Here is a 23,529-nt window from a genome sequence, read left to right as displayed (position 1 = left end):
TCAGCCCTCGGCGCGCAGAGCGCGGAGCCCGTACACGGATCCGAGCAGGACGATCGCGGCAGCCAGGACCGCGCCGAGGACGGTGGTGCCACCGGTCAGATCCCCGGCGAACAGCGCGCGCTCGGTCGTCACGACATGCGAGACCGGGTTGGCCTTGGCCAGGTCCGCCAGCCACGTCGGGGCCAGCGACATCGGCAGCAGCACACCGGAGAGCAGCATCAGGGGCAGGGTGACGCTGCTGAGGACGGAGCCGAACGCCTCTTCGTTGCGGATCCGCAGGGCCATCCCGTAGGAGAACGCGGATATCCCGATGCCCAGCAGGACGACCACGACCAGGGCCGCCAGCACGCCGGGGACCGAGGCGTCCAACCCGGCGACACAGGCGCCGAGGATCAGGATGACTGCCTGGACCAGCAGGACCAGCACATCCCGCAGAAGCCGGCCCAGGAGCAGCCCGAGGCGGCTCGCGGGGGTCACCTTCAGCCGCTCGAGCACCCCGGACCGGGATTCCGCGAGGATGCTGAATCCGGCGTACAGGGAACCGAAGACGCCCTGCTGGATCAGCAGTCCGGGGACGAAGACCTGCCAGGAGTTCCCGCTGCCGAATCCGCGGACCCCGGAGAGGCTGTGCAGGAGCGGCCCGAACAGCACCAGGTAGAGGAGCGGCTGGGCCAGGCCCAGGACCACCCAGGCCGGGTTGCTCAGGGTGTAGCGCATGCTTCGCTCGAAGATGATCCGAGTGTCGTGGAGGGTCTTCACCGCAGTTGCTCCTGGTCGGATGACGGTCGGGGGATCAGGACGGTGGGCATCAGCCGACCTCCAGGGCGGGTTCGGGCCGGTCGGCCCCGTGCTGTCCGCCGGCGGGACCGTCGTCCGGCGCAGCGGCCGAGTCCGGCGCGGGGTCGGCTGCCTGTGCTCCGCCGTCGGCCGGTGCCTCGCCCAGGGAACGGCCGGTGAGGCCGAGGAAGACGTCGTCCAGGCTGGGCCGGGTGACCGCGACCGATGCCAGCCGCACGCCGGCCAGGTCCAGCCCGCGCAGAAGTTCCGGCAGGTGGGACTGCGCGTTCCGGAGGTGGAACTGCACCGAGCCGGGCCGGGTGTCGAGGTCGGCGTCGGGGAACATCCGGGAGACGGTCCGAGCCGTGTCACCCGGCTGGTCGGTGGTGAGGACGACGAGGTCCCCGCCGACCGCGCTCTTCAGTGCTTCCGGCGTGTCGGCGGCGACCACCCGGCCTCCGTCGATGACCAGGACCCGGTCGCACAGCAGGTCGGCCTCCTCGAGATAGTGCGTGGTGAGCAGGAGGGTCATGCCCTGACGTTCACGCAGACCGCGCACGTGGTCCCACAGGTCCGCCCGCGCCTGCGGGTCGAGCCCGGCCGTCGGCTCGTCCAGGAACAGCACCCGCGGTCGGTGCACCAGGCCCATGGCGATGTCCAGTCGGCGGCGCTGGCCGCCCGACAGGGTGCGCACATGGCGTTTCTGAAGGTCGGTCAGCTGGAACTCCTCGATCAGGGATCCTGCCCGCTCCTCGGCCCGGGCCCTGGTCATTCCGTACAGCCTGGCCTGGGTGCGCAGTTCGTCCCCGACCCGGTGGTCGCTGCCGGTGCCGCCCGCCTGGCTGACCATGCCGATGTGGGCACGGACGCGGTCGCGGTCCGCCACGATGTCGAACCCCGCCACCTCGGCGGTGCCGCCGGACGGGGCGAGCAGGGTGGACAGCATCCGCACCGTGGTGGTCTTCCCGGCACCGTTCGGCCCCAGGAACCCGACGATCTCACCGGCTCCGACCTCGAACTCCATTCCCCGGACCGCCTGCACGGGGCCGGTGCGCGTCCGGAAGCTGCGGGTGAGTCCTCGTGCGCTGATCATGTCTGGCTCCTCCTGCGGCGAGCGGGTTGCGGCCACCCTGAACGACCCGGACACCCACCGTCCAGCCCTTCCGGGCCCTCGCCGGTCCCGGCGCAGGAAGATGCCAACCGCCTCACGGAGCGCCGGTCCGGCCCGCAGTTTGCTGCCACCGGCCGCTCTTGCCGCAGGCCCGGTCGCAGCCACAGGATGACGAACGCTTCGGGAGCATCCCGCGCTCCCCGAGCAGGCAACCCAACGAAAGGACTCCCGCTGTGAGCGTGGACTTCGCCGTGTTCAACCTGACCGAACTGGCCGTGCTGGACGCCACCGACGCGGTCGCCATGCCCGAGATGGGCGCCTCCTACAAGGCGGCGTTCGTCGAGGACATGGACGACCTGATCGGCGAGGGCGCCGAGGACAACGTCACCCTCTGCTGCTCCTCGTCCTCGTCCTGCTGCTGCTGCTGACCCCACCGGCCGGCACCACGACCGGTACCGTGCGCCATCCAACGAAAGGACTCCCGCCATGAGCGTGGACTTCGCCGTGTTCAACCTGACCGAACTGGCCGTGCTGGACGCCACCGACGCGGTCGCCATGCCCGAGATGGGCGCCTCCTACAGCGCGAAGTTCGTGGAGGACATGGACGACCTGATCGGCGAGGGCTCCCAGGACGAGGTCACCCTCTGCTGCTCCTCGTCCTCGTCCTGCTGCTGCTGCTGATCCCCCCGACCGGCAGCGACGCCGGTCCCCGACGCCCCCGGCCCTGAGGCCGGCGTCCTCTTCTCGCCCGGCGCTGCCGGGCCGGCCTTCTGCGCGCCCCTTCTCCCGCTCACCGGCAGCGGGGTCGCGCGTCACACCTGGAGCCACCATGTATCGACTTGGACCGGGTCAGGCTGCTCACGTGTACGACTACTCGGCCGATCCCCGGCTCCTGCTGGGGCTGCTCGCGGACCCGATCCGCGCGCTCAGGACCGAGGGGATTCCCCTGGTCCATGTCCGCCGCGGGTGGCTGCACGGGACGCACCTGGTCGTCACCGTGCGGCCGCTCGCACCGGTGCCAGTGAGCCTGGACGGCTTCGCCGCCGCCGCTGGAAGCATCGCCTCGGAGCTGGCCGCCGCGCCCCCGAGCGAGGCCGAATACCTCGACCGGGCCGAGCAACTCGCCCGCTGGGAAGGCGTTCCCGCACCGTACCTGCCGCTGCGCCCGCAAGGGTTCAGCGAGGCCGGCCCGGCCCTGCTGCCCGATCGGTGGAGCGCTGAACTGCTCGACGCCCGCGACCAGTTGGCCGGGCGACTGACGGAGCCGGTCCTTGCCGCAGCCGCGCTGCCGACCGCCGTCCTGCTGCCGCACGCCGCCCGCGTCCTCGCGCTCTGCGCCCGCGCCCACCCGTACGGCATCGGCATCGGCACGCTCCCGCTGCGTTCGCACACCGAGGGCATCTGGTCCGCCACCGGCGGTACCGCCGACCTGCGCACCGCCTTCACCGAACGGTTCGAGCAGGACCGCGCCCTGTTCACCGCGGCACTCTCCGGCCTGGACGCCGCCGACGCGGCCGATCCGGAGACCCCCGTGCTGCGGTCGTGGAACGACGCGCTGCACGCGTGCTGGGGTACGGCCACGGCACTGGCCGCGGCCGGCAGCGTGGACGAGGGGCGGCTCGAGGTGGCCCGGCTCCGGAGCGCACCGCTGGCGAACGGAGTGCCCAGCCCGTTCCACCGCACGGCCCGGACATCCGGTGTGAGCGACCGGCAGCCGTACTGGCACATCGCGCACCGGCTGCTGCTCAACGTCCTCTACACCTCGCTGGGCTGCCTCGGGGTCACTCCCCTCCAGCGCTACTACCTCTGCTTCGGCGTCAGCAGCGCCGCCGACGCCCTCCTGGGCGAGGACTGGTCCCAGCGGCTGGAGCGGATCGGCAGGTTGCAGGACGGCCAGGTGGCCGCCTCCGCCTGACCACTGCCCACCGCCCACCGCCACGCCGTCCTTCCCTGCCGGTGACCACATCTCTCTGCGAGGTAGCCATGCGCTTCGGCCTTTCCTTCCTTCCTGACTGTTCCCCGAAAACCCGAGCACCGGCCGACTACTACGAGGACGTCCTCGCCCTGTCCCGGCTGGCCGACCAGGCCGGCCTGGACTACGTGAAGATGACCGAGCACTACCTGCACCCCTACGGCGGGTACTGCCCCAGCCCGCTGACCTTCCTGGCCGCGGTCGCGGCACAGACCGCCCGGATCCGGCTGATGACCGGCTGTGTGCTCCCCGTCTTCCACCACCCCGTCCAACTCGCCTCGCACATCTCCATGGTGGACGCCATCAGCAACGGGCGGGTCGAGGTCGGCTTCGCCCGCGCCTACCTGCCGTACGAGTTCAGCACCTTCCAGGTGCCGATGGACGGCAGCCGGGCCCGGTTCGAGGCGACCGTCAACGCGGTGGACCGCCTGCTCACCGAGGAGCACGTGGACGAGGCCACCGAGTTCTTCGCCTTCCAGGACGCCACGGTCCTCCCCCGGCCCGTGCAACAGCCGCGGCCCCCGTTCTGGATCGCCGCCGTGCAGACCCCGGCGAGCTTCGTGCGCATCGGGGAGATGGGGCACGGCCTGCTGATCACACCGTCCGGGACCTCCTTCAACCCCGCGCTGGTGGAGCTGTACCGGGAGTCCTTCCGCCGGCACCATCCGCACGAGCAGCCCCGGGTCGCCGCCAGCCTGCCCGTGCTGGTCGCGGACACCGACCAGGAGGCCCGCCGCATCGCCGACCCGTACCTGGGCCGGTACCTCGAGGTCTGGTCGTCGGCTCTCGCCAAGTGGGAGTCCACCGTGTCCACCGACTACGCGAACTACACCGGGATCGGCCACAGCATCAGCGCCATGACGGCCAAGGACATGCGCATCTTCGGTAGTGCCGTGGTCGGCTCGCCCGCTCAGGTCATCGACCGGATCGGCCGCTTCCAGGAGCAGGCGCACGCGGACGTGCTGCTGCTCCAGACCGACTTCGGCGGCCTGGGCGGCACCGACGCCCAACGCAGCCTGGACGCCTTCGTATCGTCGGTGATGCCCGCCCTCAACGGGCAGCCCGACGGCCCCGACCCGGCGGACGGACGCGAACCCGCGCTGGCCCAGGGGAGCCCGACGCCATGAGCGGTTCCCTTCGTCCCCCCACGCCCGGAGTGCTGGAGCCCGGGCTCGCGGACACCGTGATGCTGCGGATCAACCCGCTGCCTGGCCGCCGTCTCGGCACCTCCGAACTCACCGCGGCGGTACGCGTCCTGGTCGAGACCGAGCAGCTGTGCTCCGCGCTCGCCGACGCCGCCTGCGCCGAGCTGTTCGACCTGGCGGCCGGGGTCACCGGCCGGGAGCGCCAGCGGATCCTGGACCTGAAGCGAGCGGTCTTCAACCACCGTTCGCCGGACCCGGCGACCGACGACCCCGGCTGGCCGACCGCGACCAGCGCCTGGCTGGCCGCCAAGCAGCGCAGCGACCTGGCCCGCAGCGTGCTCACCACCGGTTACGAGACCTGCCTGGCCCGCGAACGGGCCGGGCTGGCCGAGACCATCACCGCCGAGCCCTTCCAACTGTCCCTGGCGCTCACCTCGCCCCAGGTCCTGGAGGCAGTACGCCGGTACGCGCGCTCGGGCGGCAGTCCCTCCAAGCGGGACCGGAAGTCCGAGCGGGGGATCCTGCAGCACCTGGCCCGGGCCATGGTGCGCACCTCCCCCCTCGCCCGGTTCACGGCCGTGGGCTTCGGCTCCTGGTCCGAGCACGGCAGCACCCTGGACCGGACCGTCTTCCAGCGCCGCAGGGCCCACTCGGCCCTGTCGATGGACCGGGTCCTGGTCTCCACCCTGGCCACAGGTCTCCTGCCGCCCGGGGACACGGTGGCGCGGAGCCCCTCGCTGCGCGTCATGCAGGGCTCCGTGCGCTTCCACCACCGTGACGGCTCACAGGTCCGGGTCCTCTCCGCCCCGCTCACCGCCCAGTTGCGGATACTGCTGGACCTGACCGCGATGGGGCCGGTCACCACCGCGGACCTGGGCCGTGCGCTGGCGGACCGTACCGCGGTTCCGCTGGAGGACGCCGAACGGATCGTCGGGGCCGCCTGCGAGGCCCAGATCCTGGTCGCCGGACCGGTCCTGGACGAGCAGGCGGTGGATCCGCTGCAGGCGGCCCGGGAACTGCTGCGCGACCACGCACCGGCCGCGGCCGACGCACTCGCGGGGGTCTCCACCGAGCTCGGCCGGATGGCCACGGCCACCGTGTCCGAGCGGGTCGCCCTGCTGCACCGGCTCGAGTCGGCGCAGCAGCAGCTCAACACACTCGGTTCGCGACCGGTCCAGCTGCATGTCAACGAGGACTACGTGCTCGAGCCCTTCGAGGTCTCGCCGGCCGGCTACGAGCAGGCGCTCGACGACGCCGCCGAGGTCGCCGGGTTCGCCTCGGTCTTCGACCGCCACCACGAGCTCAGGGCTCTGCTGTGCACCCTGTTCGTCGACCGGTTCGGCCCCGGGGCCTCGGTCTCACTGATCGACCACGCCACCGACCTCGTCACCGGTGTGCTGAGCCGCGAGGGAGAGATCGAGCACGGCGCCGCTGACGACTTCGGGCCGCCGGACGGTTCGCTGGCCCAGTTGCTGAAGGTTCGCGAGGGCGCCGTGCGCGCGGTCGCCGAGCGGATCGCCCGGCACTCCGCGAAGGCGTCGGCTGCCGAGGAACTGGTCCTGGAGCCCGGCCTGCTGTCCGAGCTGACCGCGGCCCTGCCGGAGCGGTTCGGTCGGTCGGCCGCCTCGTACGGGCTCCTGGTGCAGCCGGACGGCGGGCGGCTGGTGCTCAACGGCTGCTACGCGGGCCACGGTCTGCTCGGCACCCGCTTCCTCGGCGCGGACCGCGATCTCGGCGGCCGGGCGGCCGAGTCGGTCGCCCGGCGCGCCGAGGCGGTCTTCTCGGCCGACGGTGCCCGACCGCGCGAGGACCGCGGGCTGCACGGAGTCAACATCAACCACCGGATCCCGCTGCTGGAGCGGGAGATCACCCCCGAGGAGTGGGCCGGGATCCGGCTGGCGCACGACACCGCCCGCGACGAGCTGGTGCTCCTGGACCCGGACGGCGTGCGGGTCCGCCCGGTCTCCCTGGGGATGCGCTGGCTGGAGCTGTTCCCGGCACCGCTGCGCCTGGCCATGTGGCTCGCGGAGACCAGCCGGGTGATGGTCGACTCCTTCGGCTGGGAGCAGGTACCGGCCCTGGACGGGACAGTGCCGCAACGCACCGTGTCCACACCGAGGCTGGCGGTGGGCCGGATGGTGCTGCAGCGCCGCCGCTGGTACCCCGGCGCGGATTTCCCTTCCGTCCCCGGGCCCGAGGGGCCGGCCGGCCACCTGGTCGACCTCACGGTCTGGCGGGCCGCGCACGGGGTTCCGGAGGAGGTCGTGATCAAGAGCGACCTCGGCAGCGGTTTCCTCAGCCACGAGGAGACCACCCGCAACTACCTGGTGAACCACCGCCGGGAGAAGCCCCAGTACGCCGACCTGGCCAGTGCGCTGACCGTCCGGGTGCTTCCCCGGCTGCTGGACCGCCGTGCCTCCGGCAGCTACCTGGAAGAGGCCCTGCCGGGAGTCCGTCAGGGGCGCCACGCCACCGAGTGGGTCATCGAACTCGACCGCCCCGCCGGGGCCCGATTCCAGCCGAGGAAGCCATGAGGGTGAAGCTCCGTCCGGACGCGCACTGCGCGCCGGTGTCCCGAGGGGTCTACTGGACCCGGGGCGGCCGTTCGTTCGTCCTGTCCGGCCCGCCCGCCCTCTACGCCCTCGTCGACGACCAGTTGGACGCGCTGCTCAACGGCACCAGTGTGGACGCGATGGTCGCCGCCGCCGGGGACGAGGCCGCCCGCCCGGTCGTCGAGCACGTCGTCCGGGCACTGGTCGCCCAGGACGTGCTGATCGACCTGGACGCGGTCGAGGGTCCGCTGCCGGACCCGGAGACCGCGCGTGGCCACGTCCACCTGCTGGCCTACCTGGAGACGCACTGCGCCGAGCCGTACCGGGCCTTCGCCGCCGTCCGGTCGGCCCGGTTGGCCGTCGTCGGCGCGGGTCCCGCCGCCGAAGCGGTACGGCGCGGACTGGCCGCCAACGGCATCCCGGAGGACCCCGGGCAGCCGACGCTCGCGGTACTCGTCGACGACTGCGACGACCCGTTGGACCTGCTCGCCGCCGCGGCGGAGCTGCCCCCCGGGACACCCGTGCTCCCGGTGGCCGCCGGGGCCGCCCTGGCCCTGGTCGGCCCGGTCTGCGCGGACCCGCGGGAACTGCGGTCCTTCCAGGCCGTCCTGGCCCGGGCCGCCGACTGGCAGCGAACGGGCAGCGAGGCGCCCGCGTCGCGCCCGGTCAGCGCGGTGCTGGCGGGATCCCTCGCCGGTCACGCCGTCCTGGCCCGTCTGGCGGGCACCGAGGACGGCGACCGCACCGCGCTGGTGGTGCACGGCCATGCCGTGGAGACCAGGACCATCCGGGTGCCCGAGGCCGGCACCGGACCGGCTTGGCGACCCGCGGACATCAACGAGGCCCTGACCACCCCTCCGGCCGCCGAGCACCGCACCGGCGACGCCGTGGGCACCGGGACCGCCGAGGGCACCGACCCCGGCGGCAGCCGCACCGACCTGCCACAGGTCCACCGCCTCGCCGTCGGACTCACCACCCGTTGGACCGGTGCCGCCCGCTGGGGCCGCGACCTGGACCTCCCGCAACTGCCGGTGAGCCTGGTCACCGCCGAGACCGTGGCTCGCCCCGGCCCCTCGAGCGCTCCGGCCGCTGCCGGCGGCGCTGCCGCCGTCGCCCCGGCCGCCGGCCCGTTCCTGCTCGGCTGGGGCAGCAACCGCGCCGCCGCCGGTCTGACCGCAGTGCTCTCGGTGCTGCGGCACCGGGTCACCCAGGAGCGCCCGGCGGACGACGCGGAGGGGGGCGTCTCCGCCGCCGGACTCACCCGGGCCCACTGGCTTGCGGACGGGCTGCTGCGGCAGGCCGGCCCCGAGGCGCTCACCCGGTCGGCGGGCACCCCCCTGGTCTGGGACGAACTCGGCAACAGCTCGGTACGCGCGCTGTGGAGCCTGCTGCAGGAGTACTTCGACGTCCCGGTGGCCCTGCGCGCCCACACACTGCCCGGCCTGGACTGGCGCCTGTGCACCGCGGTCCACGAAGCCACCGGTGAGGTGCTGGCCGCCCAGTGGGGGCCCAGTCGGCTCTCCGCCGGGTACGCGGCCCTCCTCGCCGCCACCGCCCGGGTCCAGTACGCCGCGGCGGAGAAGACCGCTCCGCAGGCGGCCGTCCTGCCGTCGGACCCGATCGGGACCTGGTCACTGGAGATCGCACCGGAGCACCAGATCCACCACTGCCTACGCCAACTGCGGGACCGGGCCCGGACCGCGGGGCTGAGCCCCCGGGCCCGGCAACTGGTCCGCGACGAAGCCGTCGGCGAACTGCCGCTGGCCTGCGGCTGGGTGGGGCTCGCATGAGCGGGCCCCTGCTCGGAACCGCGCCGGAACCCCGGGCCGCCGACCAGGTGCTGTCCGGCGCCCTGGCCCCGGCCGACCTGCTCGCCCTGCCCTGGACCGAGCAGCAGGACGCCGACCTGGTCGCCGTCGCCGGGGGCTACCACGCCCACTGGGAACGACAGGCACTGGACCTCGCCCGCGCCCGCGGCAGCAGCCTGCTCTCCGTGCGCACCAACGGCACGCAGGTCCTGCTGGGGCCGCTGTGGTCGCCCGACCGGAGCTCGGGCTGCGCCGGTTGCGCACAGGCCCGCAGCGCCGACCGTGACGCGACAGGGCACGGCCGCCTTCCGACCCGGCCGTCATCCGCGCCGGTGCCCGAGCCGGCCGCGGCCCTGCCGCACGCCCCGCGGGCCGCGGCGCCGTTCCTGTCCCCGGTCGTCCACGGGCTGCTGGCCGATCTGCTGCACGGAGACCAACTCCAGCTGGCCCCGGGTGAGTTGCTCGCCATCGGTCCGGACGGCTCGCTGCGCCGGCACCGAGTGCTACCGAGCTTCCGCTGCGAGCTGTGCGGTTCCGGACCCGATCTGCGGCCCGGACGCCCGACCGACCCGCCCCCGCCCCGCGAACTGCTCCCCCGCCCCACCCGCGCCGCGCTCGCCGACCGCGGCGAACCGCCCTTCGGCCTGGACCCGGCACGGATGCGCGCGGCGCTCGCGGACCCCCTGTTCGGACCGGTGCTCCGGATCCAACGGGACGGAACGGCCGGCATGGCGATGACCGAGATCAACCTGCTCGGCGCACTGTTCGCGGGTCACGGCCGGGGCGCGACCTTCCGGCACGCCGAGGTCGTCGGCTGCCTCGAGGCCTACGAGCGGATCGGCGGGTTCCCGCACGTCGCACCGGTCGTCTTCGACACCAGCGCACGTCAACTGGGCGATCGCGCACTGGACCTTCCCGGGCTCGGGCACTACACCGCGCGGCAACTGGCGTCCCCGCTCTGCCGGCTGCGCCCCTTCGACGACGACACGCCGATGGACTGGGTCTGGGGCCACCAGCTGGAGGACGGCCGCCCCCTGCTCGTCCCGGCCGACATCGGCTTCTACCAGTACGCCTATCAGCCGCTGTCCGACACACCCGAGGACGCCAGGAGGAACCGGTACTTCCACGAGTCCTCCAGTGGCAGCGCCCTGGGCGGCAGCTACGAGGAGGCCGCCCTCCACGCCCTGCTCGAACTCGCCGAACGCGACGCCTTCCTGCTCTCCTGGCACCGGGGCCGACCGCTGCCCCGGATCGCACCCTCGGAGATCACCGACCAGGAGTGCCTGCTCCTGGTCCGGCAGATCGAGGCGAAGGGGTTCGACGTCCACCTGCTCGTCGCCACGACGGATCTCGCGATCCCCGTGGTCTGGGCGATGGCACTGCACCGGAACGGCCTGATGCCGACCAACTTCAACTCCGCGGGTTCGAGCGCCGACCCGGTGCAGGCCGCCCGGGCCGCCCTGTGGGAACTCAGCCAACTGGTCGGCGTGGGGGTGGACTGGGACGTCGAGGAAGTACGCCCGATGGTGACGGACCCCTGGTTGGTCGACGAACTGCTCGACCACCACAAGCGCTACACCTACCCCGAGTTGCTCCCCCGGATCCGGGCCGTGCTGGACGGACCGGTGGTGACCCTGGCCGACGCCTTCCCCGGCTGGCCCGGAGTCCTCACCGACGCCGCCGCGGGGGACGTGACCCGGGCGCTCCGCTTCGTGGAGGGACTGTTCCGCAGGGCGGGCCTGGACCGCATCGTGGTGGTGGACCAGTCGACGCCCGAGCACACCGCCCTGGGCCTGTCCGCGGTCAAGGCCGTTGTGCCCGGCATCCTGCCGATGTGCTTCGGCCAGGCACAGCAGCGGCTCGCCGGCCTTCCCCGGCTGGCGGCCGCGCTCACCGACGCCCGGGGCAGGCCCCCGCAGGACGAGGACTTCCCGTTCGAGCCCCACCCCTTCCCGTGAGCACCCGAAGGAAGAGCACCGTCGATGACGATCACCGATGTCCGACTGTTCGCCTACCGGCAGGGTCCATGGCGAGGCAGGCTGAACGAACAGCCGCACGTGGACGACAGCGTGGCCACCTCGGCCACCCTGCCGCCGGCCGCTGCCCGGGGCACCGGCGGACGGCTGCTGCCGACCGGCACCACCGGACTGCTGTCCGGAGCACGCTACCCGCAGACCCCGGTGCTCCCGGCCACCGCCGCCCTGCCGCCGGGCGACCGGCTGGGACACCTGCTCCTCACCGCCTTCGGCCTGCAGCGGCGGGAACCCTCGAACCGCTTCAACGACCACCGCACGATCGCCTCGGTGCGCAGCAAGTTCCCGGTCCACGCCTTCGTCCTGGCCCCGGACGGTTCGTCCGCCTACCTGGACCTGTACCGCCATGCACTGGTCGACCTTCCGGGGACGGTGGCCCCCGGTGGTGAGCTCGGAGTACTGCTCCCGGACGCCGGCGAGGTCACCGTGATCCTCGCGGCCCGCTACACCGACCTGCCCACGCCGTACGGACGGCTGCGCTGCGCGCTGGGCCTGCTGGAGCTGGGCATCAACCTCCGTGGCCTGCACATCGCCGCGGACCTGCTGGATGTCCGGGTCCAGCAGCGCTGGGGCGGCGCGGAGGTCACCGCGGCCGGCCGGCTGGTCGCCGGCAGCGGCCCGGGGGCCTGGTCACCGCCACTGGTGGTGACCCTCCAGGGCCTCGGCCCACTACCGGCCGGTCAACCCCTGCCGCACGCGGTGGAGTCCGGCTCCCCGCACTATCCGGAGGAGGACGCCCGACTGCGGCTGGAGTCCGGCCATTCCTCGCTGCTGGAGTCCGCCGGGGTGACCGAGCCGCTCACCGGTCTGCCACCCGGCAGCACCGAACCGGTCCGCGGAGTACCGGACCTTCCGCACCACGACACCGGCACCGCGCGACCCGACTGGGCCGAGGTGCTGTGGAACCGGACAGCGGGAAGGACTCCCGAGGGGATCACCGGCTTCTCCGCCAGACCCGCCGTGTTCGGCGAGGACTGCCTGGCGGACCTGCTCGCCTGGAGCAGTCGGCCCGCCCCGGGGCCGCTCGCGGAGATCGCCCGCGGGGTCCGGACCACCGTCGCGCTCCAGCGCATGGCGGGACTGCCCACCGGCCGCTACACCGTGGTCCAGGGGCGGATCGAACCCGACGGCACGGACCCCGGACTGATGCAGGCGCTCCAGGACGGTTTCAGCTACCCGCTGACGCCGGGGATGGACTGCGGTCTGCGCCATGCGAACGCCATGTGGGTGTTCTCCGCCGATCTCGACGCCATCCTGGACGAGTTCGGTCCGGTCGGCTGGTCGCTGCTGCAGCTGTGGTGCGGCTGGGTGACCCACGGGATCACGACCGCGGCCGCCGCACACGGTCTGTTCGCCCGGCCGGCCCGGTCCTTCGAGGAGTTCTGGATGCAGCACCTGATGGGCCTGCCCCGGGAGCTGGTACCGGTGTTCAGCGTGACCTGCGGGCGGTCCCGGTTCATCGAGCCGATGCTCGACCTGCGCACATGACAGCACAAACCGTGTCCCGCGACGAGGAATCCGGCTGGCACAGCTGGCATCTGCACATCGCCAGTTCGGCCCCGACCGACCTGGACGACGTCGTCACCGAGGCGCTCGGTCCACTGGCCGACCGCCTCGGACTGCTCGGTCCTGACGGCCCGCCGTGGTTCTTCCTCCGCTACTGGCAGCGCGGACCGCATCTGCGGCTGCGCATCCGCGGCCTGACCCGGACCGAGGCGGACGGAGTGGAGAGCGAACTGGCAGAACGGCTGCACAGCCTTGACACCCGTGTGCCGCCGGCGCGACGGCTCGACCAGGACACCTACGCCCGCACCGTGCGGCCTCTCGCGACCGCGGGCGAACAGGACGGTCCGCTCGAAGTGGGCGAGCTCCTGCCACCAGGGGTCCACCGAGCCGACTACGAACCGGAGTACGAACGCTACGGCGGGCGCCGGCTCATCGCCGCGTCCGAGGACCTGTTCCACAGCTCCAGCCGGGTGGCGCTGCGGGTCTGCCTGGCCAGGGCCGGCATCCGGCACGGACTCGTCTCCGGGCTCGAGGCGACGGCCGCCGCCTGTTCGCTCCTCGATGCAGGCGCCTCCCCGACCGGCCGGGTCGACTTCCTGGCAGTGCAGCGGGACATGTGGCTGGACTGGACCCGGCCGAAGAGCGCCACCGCGAGGAGCACCGAAGGGATCCGGCAGCAACTGGCCGACACCGCCAGGGAACAGCTCGCCTCGCTCACCACCCTCGGCCCGCTGCTGCGCGAGATCCTGCACCACGGCGACCCGCGCTGGGCCGAGTGGACCGATCCCCTGCGGGTGGCGCTGCGGTTGTGGAGCGAACAGCTGGGCCCGAGGCGGGCCGCCGCTGTCCTCGGCTCACACGTGCACATGACCTCGAACCGTCTGGGCGTGGGCGCCGGGCGCGAGGCGCATATCGCCGAACTGCTGCTCGCGTTGCTCGATACCGAGGCGGGACGGAAGTGACCACGGCAGGGCTCCGGCCCCCTACCAGAGGTATCCGTCCACCGGCGCGGGCCTGGCCGGGCGCTCCTGGACGTCGACCAGTTCGAGCAGGTCGCGTTCGAGGTTGACCGCCAGGGCGGTGATGGGGACGTCCTGGGTGCGGTTGGCGAAGGGCTCCTCGGTGGACGCGCCGACCCGCTCGACCATCCGGAAGAACAGGGTGATCAGCAGCGCGGAGGGAATCACCAGCCAGCGGTAGGAGGTCAACGCGCTGATCGCGGTGAACGGGAACACCACCACGTAGCAGTGCACGAACAACCGGCTGAGGTAGTCGTGCGGCCTCGGGATCGGTGTGTTGCTCATCCGCTCGGCCAGCGCCTGCTGCGTGGACAGCCCGGCCAGAGCGGTCTCCATCTGGAAGTTGTCCAGGCCGGTCAGGATGCCGAGGGCGTAACCGTGGAAGATGGCCTGGCTCTGCAGCCGGGCCAGCACCGCGGGGCGGTTGTCCGCCGCCAGCACCAGTTCGGCCTCCTCGGGCGACAACAGCCGGGTGAGCTCCACGACGGAGTCCTGCCGGCGCAGCAGCCGGGCCAGGCTGTGCGCCCAGGCCGCCTGGCGGTGGGCGAGGTCGCGCTGCCAGGCCCGGACCACCTCGGGGTCGATCGCGGGGTCGGCGAGTTTGGCGTCGGTGACCGTGCGGGCGACTCGGATCAGTGTCCTTGACAGTCCGGTCAGTTGGGCCCAGATCGCACTCGCCTCCCACCAGCGCTGGTAGGCGGTGTTGGCGCGGAAGGCGAGCAGGATGGCCAGCGCGGTTCCCAGCACGGTGGCGACCAGCGAGGGCAGCGCAAGCCATCGGATGTCGGCCCGGTCGACCAGCAGGTACGCGGCCGTGCTGCTGACCGCGGCGAGCGCGAGGTCGAACCGGACGAACGGGACAGTGCGGCTGAGGTTGAAGCTTCCCTTGACGATCACCGCGCCAGCCTAACCGCACTGTGCCGTCAAATCCCAGACCCCCCAAGCAGTGTGATGCTCCGTCCGATGCGACTGGCGGTCGAAACCGCGTGGGGCGTTGGAGGAGAGTTCGGCGTTCGTTGTCCGCCAGGCCATGCCCCGAGACCGGTCCGCTGGCTAGCGTCGGGGTGCGCCCGACACTCACACCAGGGAGTTCCCATGCAAGCAGGTCACACCGCGCACCCGGCTGATTGCTCATGCCCGCGCACGGCGGATCTCGACGGCGACGGCTTCGCCGCGTCCAGCCGTCGGGTCTTCCTCCGCGGCGCCGGTGCGCTCGGCGCGGGCGTCACCGCGGCGGGCCTGCTCGGCGCCGGACCGGCCTTCGCTGCGACCGACGGCGGCAGCACCGGCGGCCACGGCGGCAGCTCCGACCCCTACGGGCAGACCTCCATGACGCCTGCGCTGCACGGCACTTGGCGCCCGGACCCGGAGAACCCCCGGTTCACCTTCGTGGTGATGCCCGACACCCAGTACATGTTCGACCAGGACCGGATCCACCCGGTGCCGATGGAGGCGTCCTTCCGCTATGTGCTGGACCCGGCGGCCCGCAAGGGCGGGACCGACGAGAACATCGTCTTCCTGGCCCACCTCGGAGACGTGACCAACAACGGCCTGGCCGAGGAGTTCGCCGCGGCCACCAAGGTCTTCGACATGCTGGACCACGCCGGGGCCTCGTACAGCGTGCTCGCGGGCAACCACGACGTGCGCAACGACGACCAGCGTGGCGACACACCCTACCTGGACACCTTCAGCCCGAAGCGGGCCGCGAAGACGCCGAGCTACCACTCCTCCAGCCCCGACGGCTACAACACCTGCCACATCCTCCGTGCGGGCGGCCGGAAGTGGATGGTGCTGGCCCTCGACTGGCGGCTGTCCGACAACGGCTTCGCCTGGGCCAACGCCGTCATCGCCGCGAACCCGACCCTCCCGGTGATCGTCACCACCCATGAGATCGTCGGCTCCTACGACGACGGCACGGCGGGGCTGTCCGACTACGGGCAGCAGATGTGGGACCGGCTGATCAAGGACAACGACCAGATCTTCCTGGCCCTCAACGGCCACTACTGGCCGCCCGGCAGCACCACCATGAAGAACAGCGCCGGCCACGACGTGCACCTGCACATTACCAACTACCAGGACCGGTACTACGGCGGCGCGGGCATGATCCGCTCCTACCGCTTCGACCTGGAGCGCGGCACGATCGACGTCTCCACCTTCTCGCCCTGGATCCGCGAACTGGCCGGCAAGGACGAGCTGAACCCGCTGGCCGCCCAGGAGATCGAACTCACCTCGCCGGTCGACTACTTCTCCATGGCGATCGACTTCGACCAGCGCTTCTCCGGCTTCGCGCCGGTGCCGCCGCGCACAGCCCGCCCGGCGCGCCGGATGCTGGTCCCCGGTACCCTCGCCTACTGGAGGTTCGACAGCGGCGCCGCCGACGGCAGCGACGTGGCACCGGGCACAAGCGTCCAGGACCAGGCCGGCAACGGCAACGACCTGGTCCTCCAGCAGGTGCCGGGCACCCCCGCGCACGCGCTGACCTGGACCACGGACCACCACCCGGACCAGCCGGGCCACGGCAGCCTGGTCTTCGCCGGGCAGGGCGGCCCGGTGAGCGGCGCGTACTTCCAGACCGTCGACCGGGCGCCGATCAACCGCGAGACCTTCCAGCACGGTTACACCGTCGAGGCCTTCTTCAAGGTGCCCCAGGACTGGGACTCCGGCCGGAACGGCTGGTCCTCGATGCTCAGCCGGGCCGGCTCAGCCTCCCTGGCCGGCAAGAACGGCCCCACGGCCACGGCGGAGGAGCCGATCCTCGCGCTGAGCCTGAGCAGTTCGATCGAGCTCCAGTGGAACGCCTACCCGCTGAACCAGACCGGTGCGACGACGGCCTGGAGCCACCTGCTCCAGCAGGAGGTGTGGTGGCATGTGGCGGTGGTCAACGACGGCCGGGTGAGCAAGCTCTACGTCAACGGCTGCGAGGAGGGCCGCAACCCCTCCACCCCGGCGATCGGCCTGACCGCGCTGGACCTGCCGTTCCTGCTCGGCGGCTACCAGTGGGCCGGGGCGGTCAGCCAGGTCTTCCACGGTTCCGTCGGCGACGTCCGCATCGTGAACCGCCCGCTGCGGCTGGACCAGTTCATGAACGCCTGATACCGAGTCAGAACCCGGCGGCTACGGCCCTCCGTCGTGGAGGACGTCGCGGACCTGCTCCGCGGCGCGCAGGATGCTCTCGCTGACGAACTCGCTGAACCGGGCGATGTTCTCCAGGCGGGCGGCGGCGGGGCTGTCGCGGCCCAGGACGCCGATGCCCTGCCGCGCGGTCTCGGCGATCCGGGCGACGCCGTGGGCGCTGGCGATCGTCGACTGGTACCAGACGTCGCCGTCGACGAAGTAGCGCTCGCGGCGGCGTTCGTCGCGCTCGCGGCGGATGAGTCCCTGCTCCTCGAGGAATCCGACGGCCTTGGAGACGGACGCGGGGCTGACCTGGAGGTGCTGGACCAGGTCGGCGGCCGTGACACTGCCCGTGTCCGCGATGAACAGGCAGGTCAGCACCCGGGCGGTCATCTTGGGCAGTCCCTGCTGCATCAGCAGCGTGGTGAACGACTCCTCGTACGCACGCACGGCGTCCTCGTCCCGCCCCTGCCCCAGCGCCGTCGCCGCGCCCGGCCTGCGGGGCGGGGTCTGCTTGCGCCGACGGGCGCGGTGCTCGGTGGCGCGGTGGGCCAGGTCGGCGCGGTAGGCGGTGGGGCCGCCGTTGCGGTCCACCTCGCGGGTGACGGTCGAGGTGGGGCGGTCCAGCCGACGGGCGATCTCCGCATACGCGAGGTCGTCGGCCAGCCCCAGCGCGATCTGCTGGCGTTCCTGCTGGGTGAGCCTGCCTCCCGGCACCGTGATCTCCCTCCATGCGCCCCCGACGTCGCCACCATAGCGTTCACTTTCACTCCAATGCAACGACCACAACAGCTGTCATTGCGTTAGATGCACATCCATTGCAACAATATTCGGCTATTCACCTGCAGAGATGCCGACTTACTGCAACAGATACGTTGTGTGATTCTCGAACGCAACGTAGCGTTTGCGATGTCAGAAACAAGCAGCGCACAAGGAGAGCATGATGCAGACGTTCAACACCCCCGCCGCCATCTCCGCCGTCCTGGACATCGCCGCCGGGCGGATCCAGGTCATCGCCGCCGACCGGGCGGACACCACCGTCGAGGTCCGGCCCGCCGACCCCGCCAAGAGCCGTGACGTGAAGGCGGCGAAGAAGACCACGGTCGAATTCGCCGAGGGCGTCCTGCGGATCCGCACCGCCGGTCCCAGGAACCAGTACGTCGGGCCGTCCGGATCGCTGGAGGTCACCGTCCAACTCCCGGCCGGCTCCCGGGTCGAGGCCCACACCGCGAGCTGCGAGCTGCGCGGCGTCGGACGCCTGGGCGACGTCGTCTTCGAAGGCGCGTACCGGCAGATCAAGCTCGACGAGGCCGCGAGCCTCCAGCTCACCGCGGTCGACGGCGACGTCCAGGTCGGCCGGCTGGGCGGCCCCGCCCAGATCAGCACCGCCCGCGGCGCCATCACGATCACCGAGGCCGTACGCGGCGCGGTGGTACTCCGCACCCAGCTGGGTGACATCTCGGTCGGCGCCGCCCCCGGCGTCTCGGCCTCCCTGGACGCCGGCACCGGCCACGGCCGCGTCAGCAACGCCCTGAAGAACGACGGCACCACCGAACTCGACATCCACGCCACCACCGGCCAGGGCGACATCACCGCCCGCAGCCTCTGAAGGAGATGCACCGATCATGACGGACCGTCGTTGATAACCGCCAACTCGCGATATACCGTGGTGGCCGGTGACCGCGGAGGCACCCCCTACGACCGAGGAGCCAGGGTGCCGGCAGACCCGACCGACCCACCGGCGCTGCGCGCGTCCGACGCGGACCGTGACCGCGTCATCGACACGCTGCGCACCGCCGTCGCCGACGGCCGGCTCGACCCGGCCGAGTTCCACGAGCGACTGGACGCGGCGCTGACCGCCCGCACCCTGGCCGCGCTGACTCCGCTGACCGCCGACCTGGTCGCGGAGCCGGGACGAGCCGTCGCCCTGCCGCACACCGCCGTACCGGCCCGCCAGGGCGAACCGGCCGCGGAACTGCTGACCATCAAGGAGAAGCACGGCATCGTCCGCCGCGAAGGCGACTGGACCCTCCCGCACCGGCTGGCGCTCCGTGTTGCCTGGAGCCAGGTCACCCTGGACCTGAGCAGCGCGGTGTACAGCCGGCCCGAGCTGGTCGTCGAACTGCGGATGAGCGGCGGCAGCGTGGAACTGCTCCTCGCGCCGGGCATGGTGGTGGACGCCAATGAGCTGGCGGTGCGGCACGGCCAGCTGGAGATCAACAGGGACCCGGCCGACGACACCCCGCAGACACTGCGGATCCGCCTCACCGGCCGGATGAAGCACGGCAGGATCGAGACCCGCCGACTGCCGCCCACCCGTCCGTGACCCGTGGGACGGACCGGGGCTCCCATGCTCTCACCAGGGCACGGGGCCGGCGTCCTCGAAGAACTGGCCGGTCGGGCCGTCGTCGGGCAGGGTGGCGAGGGTGATCGCGATCGCCGCGCCCTGCTCGGGGGTGCGCACCCCGCGGAAGCCGTTGAGGTCGGTGGCGACATAGCCGGGGCAGCCCAGGTTGATCAGGATGTTCGTGCCGCTCAACTCCCGGGCGTACTGCAGCGTGACGGCGTTCAGGAAGGACTTCGACGGCGGGTACGCCACCGCCACCGGGCCCGTCGTCTGCTCGGCGCCGGTTCCTGCCTGCCGGGTGAGGGAGCCGACGCTGCTGGACATGTTCACGATGCGCGGCGAGGCGGAACGGCGCAGCAGCGGCAGCATCGCGTTGGTGACGCGGACGACGCCGATCACATTGGTCTCCACGACCGCGCGGATGATGTCGGGATCCACCAGGGTGGGCTGCTGCGGCCAGCCGCCGGTGACAGCGGCGTTGTTGACGAGCACGTCGAGGCCGCCGGCCTGCTCCTCGATCAGCTGTGCGGCGGCGCTCACGCTCGCGTCGTCGGTCACGTCCAGCGGCACGCCGAAGGCGTCGACGCCGGCCGCGCGCAGCCGCTCCACCGCGGACTCGCGCCGCTTGTCGTCGCGGGCGCCGACGCCGACCTTCCAGCCGAGGGCGCCGAGGCCCACGGCGATTTCATAGCCGATTCCCTTGTTCGCGCCGGTGACCAGCGCAATTGTCTGTTCGCTCATGGGAACCATGCTGCCGCCGGGACCCGGCGGGGGTCCAACACCGATCGGGTGGTCGGCGATACCCTCCAGGTATTGATCCGGAGTACGGTGGTGGCATGGAGACCCGGGAACTGCGCTACTTCGTCGCCGTCGCCGAGGAACTGCACTTCGGGCGCGCCGCACAGCGGCTCGGGATCGCCCAGCCGCCGCTGTCGCGGGCGATCCAGCGGCTCGAACGCCGACTGGGGGCAGCGCTGCTGGACCGGACCAGCCGCACCGTCACCCTGACCGAGGCCGGCGCGGTGCTGCTGGTCGAGGGCCGGGCGGCCCTGGACGCGGTCGAAGCCGCCGAGCGCCGCACCCGCCGCGCCGCCCTCGCCGCGACCGGCCGTCCCGGCCTGGTCCTGGTCACCAAGGCCACCGCGTCCAGCGAACTGCTGGCGAAACTGCTCGACGCCTACGCCGCCGAACCCGGCGCGGTCCCGGTCGACGTCATCCTGTGCGGCCCGGCCGAGCAGGAACGGCTGCTGCGCGAAGGACGGGCCGACGTCGCCCTGCTGCACCGGCCGTTCGACTCGACCGCCGGGTTCGACACCGAGGAGCTCGACACCCAGAGCCAGGTAGTGCTCCTGCCGGCCGGGCATCCGCTCACGCTCCGGCCCCATGTGCTGATGGCCGACATCACCGCGCTGCCCGGCCTGCCGCTGCCGCGCTGGCCCGACCGCGACGGCAACTACCCGCCGGGGCCCGGCCCGAAGGTCCGCGACCACACCCAGTTGCTGCAGCTCATCGCGCTCGGCCGGGCTTGCGCGGTCTCGCCGGAGTCGTCCCGGACCCAACTGCACGGTGACCTCGCCGCCGTGCCCGTGCTGGACGCGCCGCAAGTCACCACCGTCATCGCCTGGCCGCCGCACAGCCGCTCCCGAGCCGTCGCCGACCTCGTCCGCACGGCGACCCGTCTCTAGGGCCGGTCCGGCCACCTCGGCCGCTACCCGCCGTGGTGCAGCGTTTTCATCGTCACGTAACTGGTCACGGTGGCGACGTTGGGAAGGTCCGCGAGCCGGTGGGCGCCGCACTCCGGGATCACCACCATGCCCGACTGGTTCCACTGCGCCCGGGGACCGGAGCACGCCGACACCGCCGTCGACCCGGAGGTCCGCCGCGTCCGCTCCACCCTGGCCGACGACGGCCTGGTCACCATGGCGATCGGGCTGCGCGGCGCCGACGACACCAACCTGGACACCGTCGCCGGGGAACTGAAGCTGGCCGACGAACTGCACCTGCGCACCAGCCTCCACACCGCCTCCGACGGCGCCCACGCCCTCGGCCTGGGCGCCCGCACCGGCAGCCTCGTCCCCGGCAAGGACGCCGACGTCATCCCGCTGCGCAGCCACGCCCGTGAGGGGCTGGTAAGAGAATTTTCTTTTCGTCGCCGACATACTGACGCAACGTCAGAGAAACCGGATCGCTGGACCTTCCGGGGTGGACGCGCGCGGCCCGGCCGTGTCGCACATTCCCCGACGGGAGGCACTGCGCAGTGATTCCCTATCCCAGTTGGCTCAACTCAGGCGACAACACGTGGCAGTTGGTGGCCGCGACGCTGGTCGGACTGATGAGCATCCCCGGTATCGCGATCCTCTACGGCGGCCTGGTCCAGCGCAAGTGGGCCGTCAACACCATGCTCATGGCCTTCAGCGCGTTCTCCATCGTGCTGGTCGCCTGGGTGCTCTACGAGTTCAAGATGAGCTTCGGCAACCCGCTGCACCTGGGCCCGGGCATCCTCCGCGCCGCGGTGGGCCGCCCCGGCACCATCACCGGCGCCCACGCCGAGACCGCCCAGGCCAACATCCCCCTGGTCAGCGGCCAGGGGCTGATGCCGGCCTTCCGCTTCCCCCAGTCCACCCTCGCCTACTTCCAGTTCGCCTTCGCGGCGATCACCCCGCTGCTGTTCCTCGGCAGCGTCATCGGCCGGATGAACTTCAGAGCCTGGCTGCTCTTCGTCCTCCTCTGGTCCGGCATCGTCTACTCCGTCAACGCCTTCCTGCTCTGGGGCGGCGGCTGGTGGGCCCAGATGGGCGCACTGGACTACTCCGGCGGCTATGTGATCCACCTCGCCGCCGGGACCTCGGGATTCGTGGCAGCCGCGGTCGTGGGACCGCGGCTGGCCCGGGACCGGGCCAGGGCCGTGCCCAACAACCTGCCGCTGGTGGCCTGCGGGGCGGGCCTGCTGTGGCTGGGGTGGAACGGGTTCAACGGCGGCGACATGTACTTCGCCGGCCAGAACGCCGCGGCGGGCGTGCTCAACACCAATCTGGCCACCGCGGTGGCGCTGCTGACCTGGGTGCTGCTGGACATGTTCGCCGGGGCGCAGCGCAAGCCGACCTTCCTGGGGGCCGTCAACGGCATGATCGTCGGCCTGGTCGCGATCACCCCGGCGGCCGGGTTCGTCACCGGTGTGGGCGCGATCCTGATCGGCCTGATCGCCTCGGTCCTGGTCTGGCTCTCCTGGAACAAGCTGGCCAAGCTGAGGTTCATGAGCAAGGTGGACGACGCCCTCGGCGTGGTCCACACCCACGGCGTGGCCGGGCTGGTCGGCGGCCTGCTGGTGGGCCTGTTCGCGGACCCGGCCATGGCGATCTACTACAACAAGGACGGCAGCGCCGTCTCCGTCTCCGGGCTGTTCCACGGCCATCCCAAACAGCTCGCCCTCCAGGCCGGGGCCGCCGGGACCATTATCGTCTGGGACGGCCTGATGACCTTTGTGATCCTCAAGGTGATCGGACTGTTCGTCAAACTCCGCTCCCCCGACGACGTCCTGGAGCTCGGCGACCTCGCCTCGCACGACGAGGAGGCGTACCCCAGCGAGGAGGGGCTCGCCGCGGTCGGCGTGTCCGTGTCCGTCGGCGCGGAGCGAAGTTCGCCCCCGGCCGCGGAGACCGCCGCCGAGCGCGCCGAGCCAGCAGCGGAACCGTGAAGCTGATCACCGCCGTCCTGCCCACGGCAGGCTTCGAGCAGGTGCACCGGGCGCTGCGTACCCTCGGGATCCCCGGAGTCACCGTCAGCACCGTGTTCGCCCGCGACGAGGGCATGCCCCGGTACGAGGTGTACCGGGGCGTGCGCCGCATGGTCGAGCTGCAGGCCGCGGTCCGGATGGACATCATCACCACCGACATCGACGCGGTGGACGTGGTGCAGGTGATCGTCGCGTGCGGCGGGGGCCGGGCCGGCGGAACCGTGTGGGTCCAGCCGGTGGAGCACCTCGTCCGCATCCGGACCGGCGAGCGGGGCGAGGGCGCGCTCTTCTAGGGGGTGTCTGACGGGTCTCCGCGGGTGAAGGAGCGGTGTCCGGTGCGTGCGGTCGCAAGGCGCCGGAGCGTCCTTGTAGCGGAGCTACCAGGGCGGTTCGGCAACGCGGCGAGCGTGCG

General features: G+C 72.1%; 21 protein-coding genes. 16 read left to right on the top strand and 5 right to left on the bottom strand.

The annotated features are described in order from the left end of the window. Positions 1-759 carry an ABC transporter permease gene (locus tag ACEZDG_RS36515; RefSeq protein WP_380518941.1) on the bottom strand — a complete coding sequence of 253 codons (759 nt, stop codon included), beginning with the start codon at positions 757-759 and terminating at the stop codon, positions 1-3. 49 nt (positions 760-808) lie between these two features. Beyond that, positions 809-1,870 carry an ATP-binding cassette domain-containing protein gene (locus tag ACEZDG_RS36510; RefSeq protein WP_380518938.1) on the bottom strand — a complete coding sequence of 354 codons (1,062 nt, stop codon included), beginning with the start codon at positions 1,868-1,870 and terminating at the stop codon, positions 809-811. 251 nt (positions 1,871-2,121) lie between these two features. Between ACEZDG_RS36510 and ACEZDG_RS36505 the strand changes: the two genes are divergently transcribed. From ACEZDG_RS36505 to ACEZDG_RS36465, 9 genes are all read left to right on the top strand, one after another. After that, entirely contained in the window at positions 2,122-2,316 is a 195-nt protein-coding gene (locus tag ACEZDG_RS36505) for a thiopeptide-type bacteriocin (RefSeq protein ID WP_380518935.1), read from the top strand. 58 nt (positions 2,317-2,374) lie between these two features. Then, on the top strand, positions 2,375-2,569 hold the full coding sequence (locus tag ACEZDG_RS36500) for a thiopeptide-type bacteriocin (RefSeq protein ID WP_380518933.1): 195 nt from the start codon (positions 2,375-2,377) through the stop codon (positions 2,567-2,569). 181 nt (positions 2,570-2,750) lie between these two features. Next, positions 2,751-3,803, top strand: a complete 1,053-nt coding sequence (locus ACEZDG_RS36495; protein ID WP_380518931.1) for a hypothetical protein — start codon at positions 2,751-2,753, stop codon at positions 3,801-3,803. A 68-nt stretch (positions 3,804-3,871) separates the two neighbouring features. After that, positions 3,872-4,987 carry an LLM class flavin-dependent oxidoreductase gene (locus ACEZDG_RS36490; RefSeq protein WP_380518929.1) on the top strand — a complete coding sequence of 372 codons (1,116 nt, stop codon included), beginning with the start codon at positions 3,872-3,874 and terminating at the stop codon, positions 4,985-4,987. Further along, on the top strand, positions 4,984-7,539 hold the full coding sequence (locus ACEZDG_RS36485) for a lantibiotic dehydratase (RefSeq protein ID WP_380518926.1): 2,556 nt from the start codon (positions 4,984-4,986) through the stop codon (positions 7,537-7,539). Before ACEZDG_RS36490 ends, ACEZDG_RS36485 begins: the two co-directional genes overlap by 4 nt. After that, positions 7,536-9,347 (top strand): hypothetical protein, encoded by a 1,812-nt coding sequence (locus ACEZDG_RS36480; RefSeq protein ID WP_380518923.1) that lies wholly within the window; start codon positions 7,536-7,538, stop codon positions 9,345-9,347. The genes ACEZDG_RS36485 and ACEZDG_RS36480 overlap by 4 nt, the downstream gene beginning before the upstream one ends. Next, positions 9,344-11,323: a TOMM precursor leader peptide-binding protein gene (locus tag ACEZDG_RS36475; RefSeq protein WP_380518919.1), complete on the top strand. Its 1,980-nt coding sequence runs from the start codon at positions 9,344-9,346 to the stop codon at positions 11,321-11,323. The genes ACEZDG_RS36480 and ACEZDG_RS36475 overlap by 4 nt, the downstream gene beginning before the upstream one ends. Positions 11,324-11,347: 24 nt before the next feature. Beyond that, entirely contained in the window at positions 11,348-12,886 is a 1,539-nt protein-coding gene (locus ACEZDG_RS36470; RefSeq protein ID WP_380518914.1) for a hypothetical protein, read from the top strand. Next, entirely contained in the window at positions 12,883-13,866 is a 984-nt protein-coding gene (locus ACEZDG_RS36465) for a thiopeptide-type bacteriocin biosynthesis protein (protein WP_380518910.1), read from the top strand. The genes ACEZDG_RS36470 and ACEZDG_RS36465 overlap by 4 nt, the downstream gene beginning before the upstream one ends. Before the next feature lie 21 nt (positions 13,867-13,887). Here the strand turns inward: ACEZDG_RS36465 and ACEZDG_RS36460 are convergent, their stop codons facing one another. Then, on the bottom strand, positions 13,888-14,820 hold the full coding sequence (locus ACEZDG_RS36460; RefSeq protein ID WP_380518905.1) for a bestrophin family protein: 933 nt from the start codon (positions 14,818-14,820) through the stop codon (positions 13,888-13,890). 198 nt (positions 14,821-15,018) lie between these two features. Between ACEZDG_RS36460 and ACEZDG_RS36455 the strand changes: the two genes are divergently transcribed. Further along, a complete protein-coding gene (locus ACEZDG_RS36455) occupies positions 15,019-17,016 on the top strand; it encodes a LamG-like jellyroll fold domain-containing protein (protein WP_380518901.1) in 1,998 nt (665 codons plus the stop codon). Positions 17,017-17,037: 21 nt separating this feature from the next. Here ACEZDG_RS36455 and ACEZDG_RS36450 read toward each other — a convergent pair whose 3' ends face one another. After that, entirely contained in the window at positions 17,038-17,754 is a 717-nt protein-coding gene (locus ACEZDG_RS36450; RefSeq protein WP_380518897.1) for a GbsR/MarR family transcriptional regulator, read from the bottom strand. 226 nt (positions 17,755-17,980) lie between these two features. Here ACEZDG_RS36450 and ACEZDG_RS36445 point away from each other — a divergent pair, with 226 nt between their 5' ends. Beyond that, positions 17,981-18,646, top strand: a complete 666-nt coding sequence (locus ACEZDG_RS36445; protein ID WP_380519056.1) for a DUF4097 family beta strand repeat-containing protein — start codon at positions 17,981-17,983, stop codon at positions 18,644-18,646. A 105-nt stretch (positions 18,647-18,751) separates the two neighbouring features. Continuing rightward, the gene (locus ACEZDG_RS36440; protein WP_380518894.1) at positions 18,752-19,363 is read left to right on the top strand and encodes a DUF1707 SHOCT-like domain-containing protein; all 612 of its coding nucleotides are present in this window, start codon (positions 18,752-18,754) and stop codon (positions 19,361-19,363) included. Positions 19,364-19,393: 30 nt separating this feature from the next. Here the strand turns inward: ACEZDG_RS36440 and ACEZDG_RS36435 are convergent, their stop codons facing one another. Further along, positions 19,394-20,125: an SDR family oxidoreductase gene (locus tag ACEZDG_RS36435; RefSeq protein WP_380518891.1), complete on the bottom strand. Its 732-nt coding sequence runs from the start codon at positions 20,123-20,125 to the stop codon at positions 19,394-19,396. Positions 20,126-20,220: 95 nt separating this feature from the next. On the opposite strand from ACEZDG_RS36435, the gene ACEZDG_RS36430 reads away from it, so the two are divergent. The 4 genes from ACEZDG_RS36430 to ACEZDG_RS36415 all read left to right on the top strand — a co-directional run bounded on the left by ACEZDG_RS36430 (position 20,221) and on the right by ACEZDG_RS36415 (position 23,410). Then, positions 20,221-21,069 (top strand): LysR family transcriptional regulator, encoded by an 849-nt coding sequence (locus ACEZDG_RS36430; RefSeq protein WP_380518888.1) that lies wholly within the window; start codon positions 20,221-20,223, stop codon positions 21,067-21,069. 126 nt (positions 21,070-21,195) lie between these two features. Continuing rightward, on the top strand, positions 21,196-21,645 hold the full coding sequence (locus ACEZDG_RS36425; protein ID WP_380518885.1) for a hypothetical protein: 450 nt from the start codon (positions 21,196-21,198) through the stop codon (positions 21,643-21,645). Further along, positions 21,642-23,078 (top strand): ammonium transporter, encoded by a 1,437-nt coding sequence (locus ACEZDG_RS36420; RefSeq protein WP_380518882.1) that lies wholly within the window; start codon positions 21,642-21,644, stop codon positions 23,076-23,078. The genes ACEZDG_RS36425 and ACEZDG_RS36420 overlap by 4 nt, the downstream gene beginning before the upstream one ends. Next, positions 23,075-23,410, top strand: a complete 336-nt coding sequence (locus ACEZDG_RS36415) for a P-II family nitrogen regulator (protein WP_380518879.1) — start codon at positions 23,075-23,077, stop codon at positions 23,408-23,410. The genes ACEZDG_RS36420 and ACEZDG_RS36415 overlap by 4 nt, the downstream gene beginning before the upstream one ends. Positions 23,411-23,529: the final 119 nt, after the last annotated feature.

It is taken from the genome of Streptacidiphilus alkalitolerans (assembly GCF_042511045.1).
GTDB lineage: Bacteria > Actinomycetota > Actinomycetes > Streptomycetales > Streptomycetaceae > Streptacidiphilus > Streptacidiphilus alkalitolerans.
The sequence above is the reverse complement of the archived record's forward strand: the minus strand, read 5'-3'. Positions and strand labels throughout refer to the sequence as shown.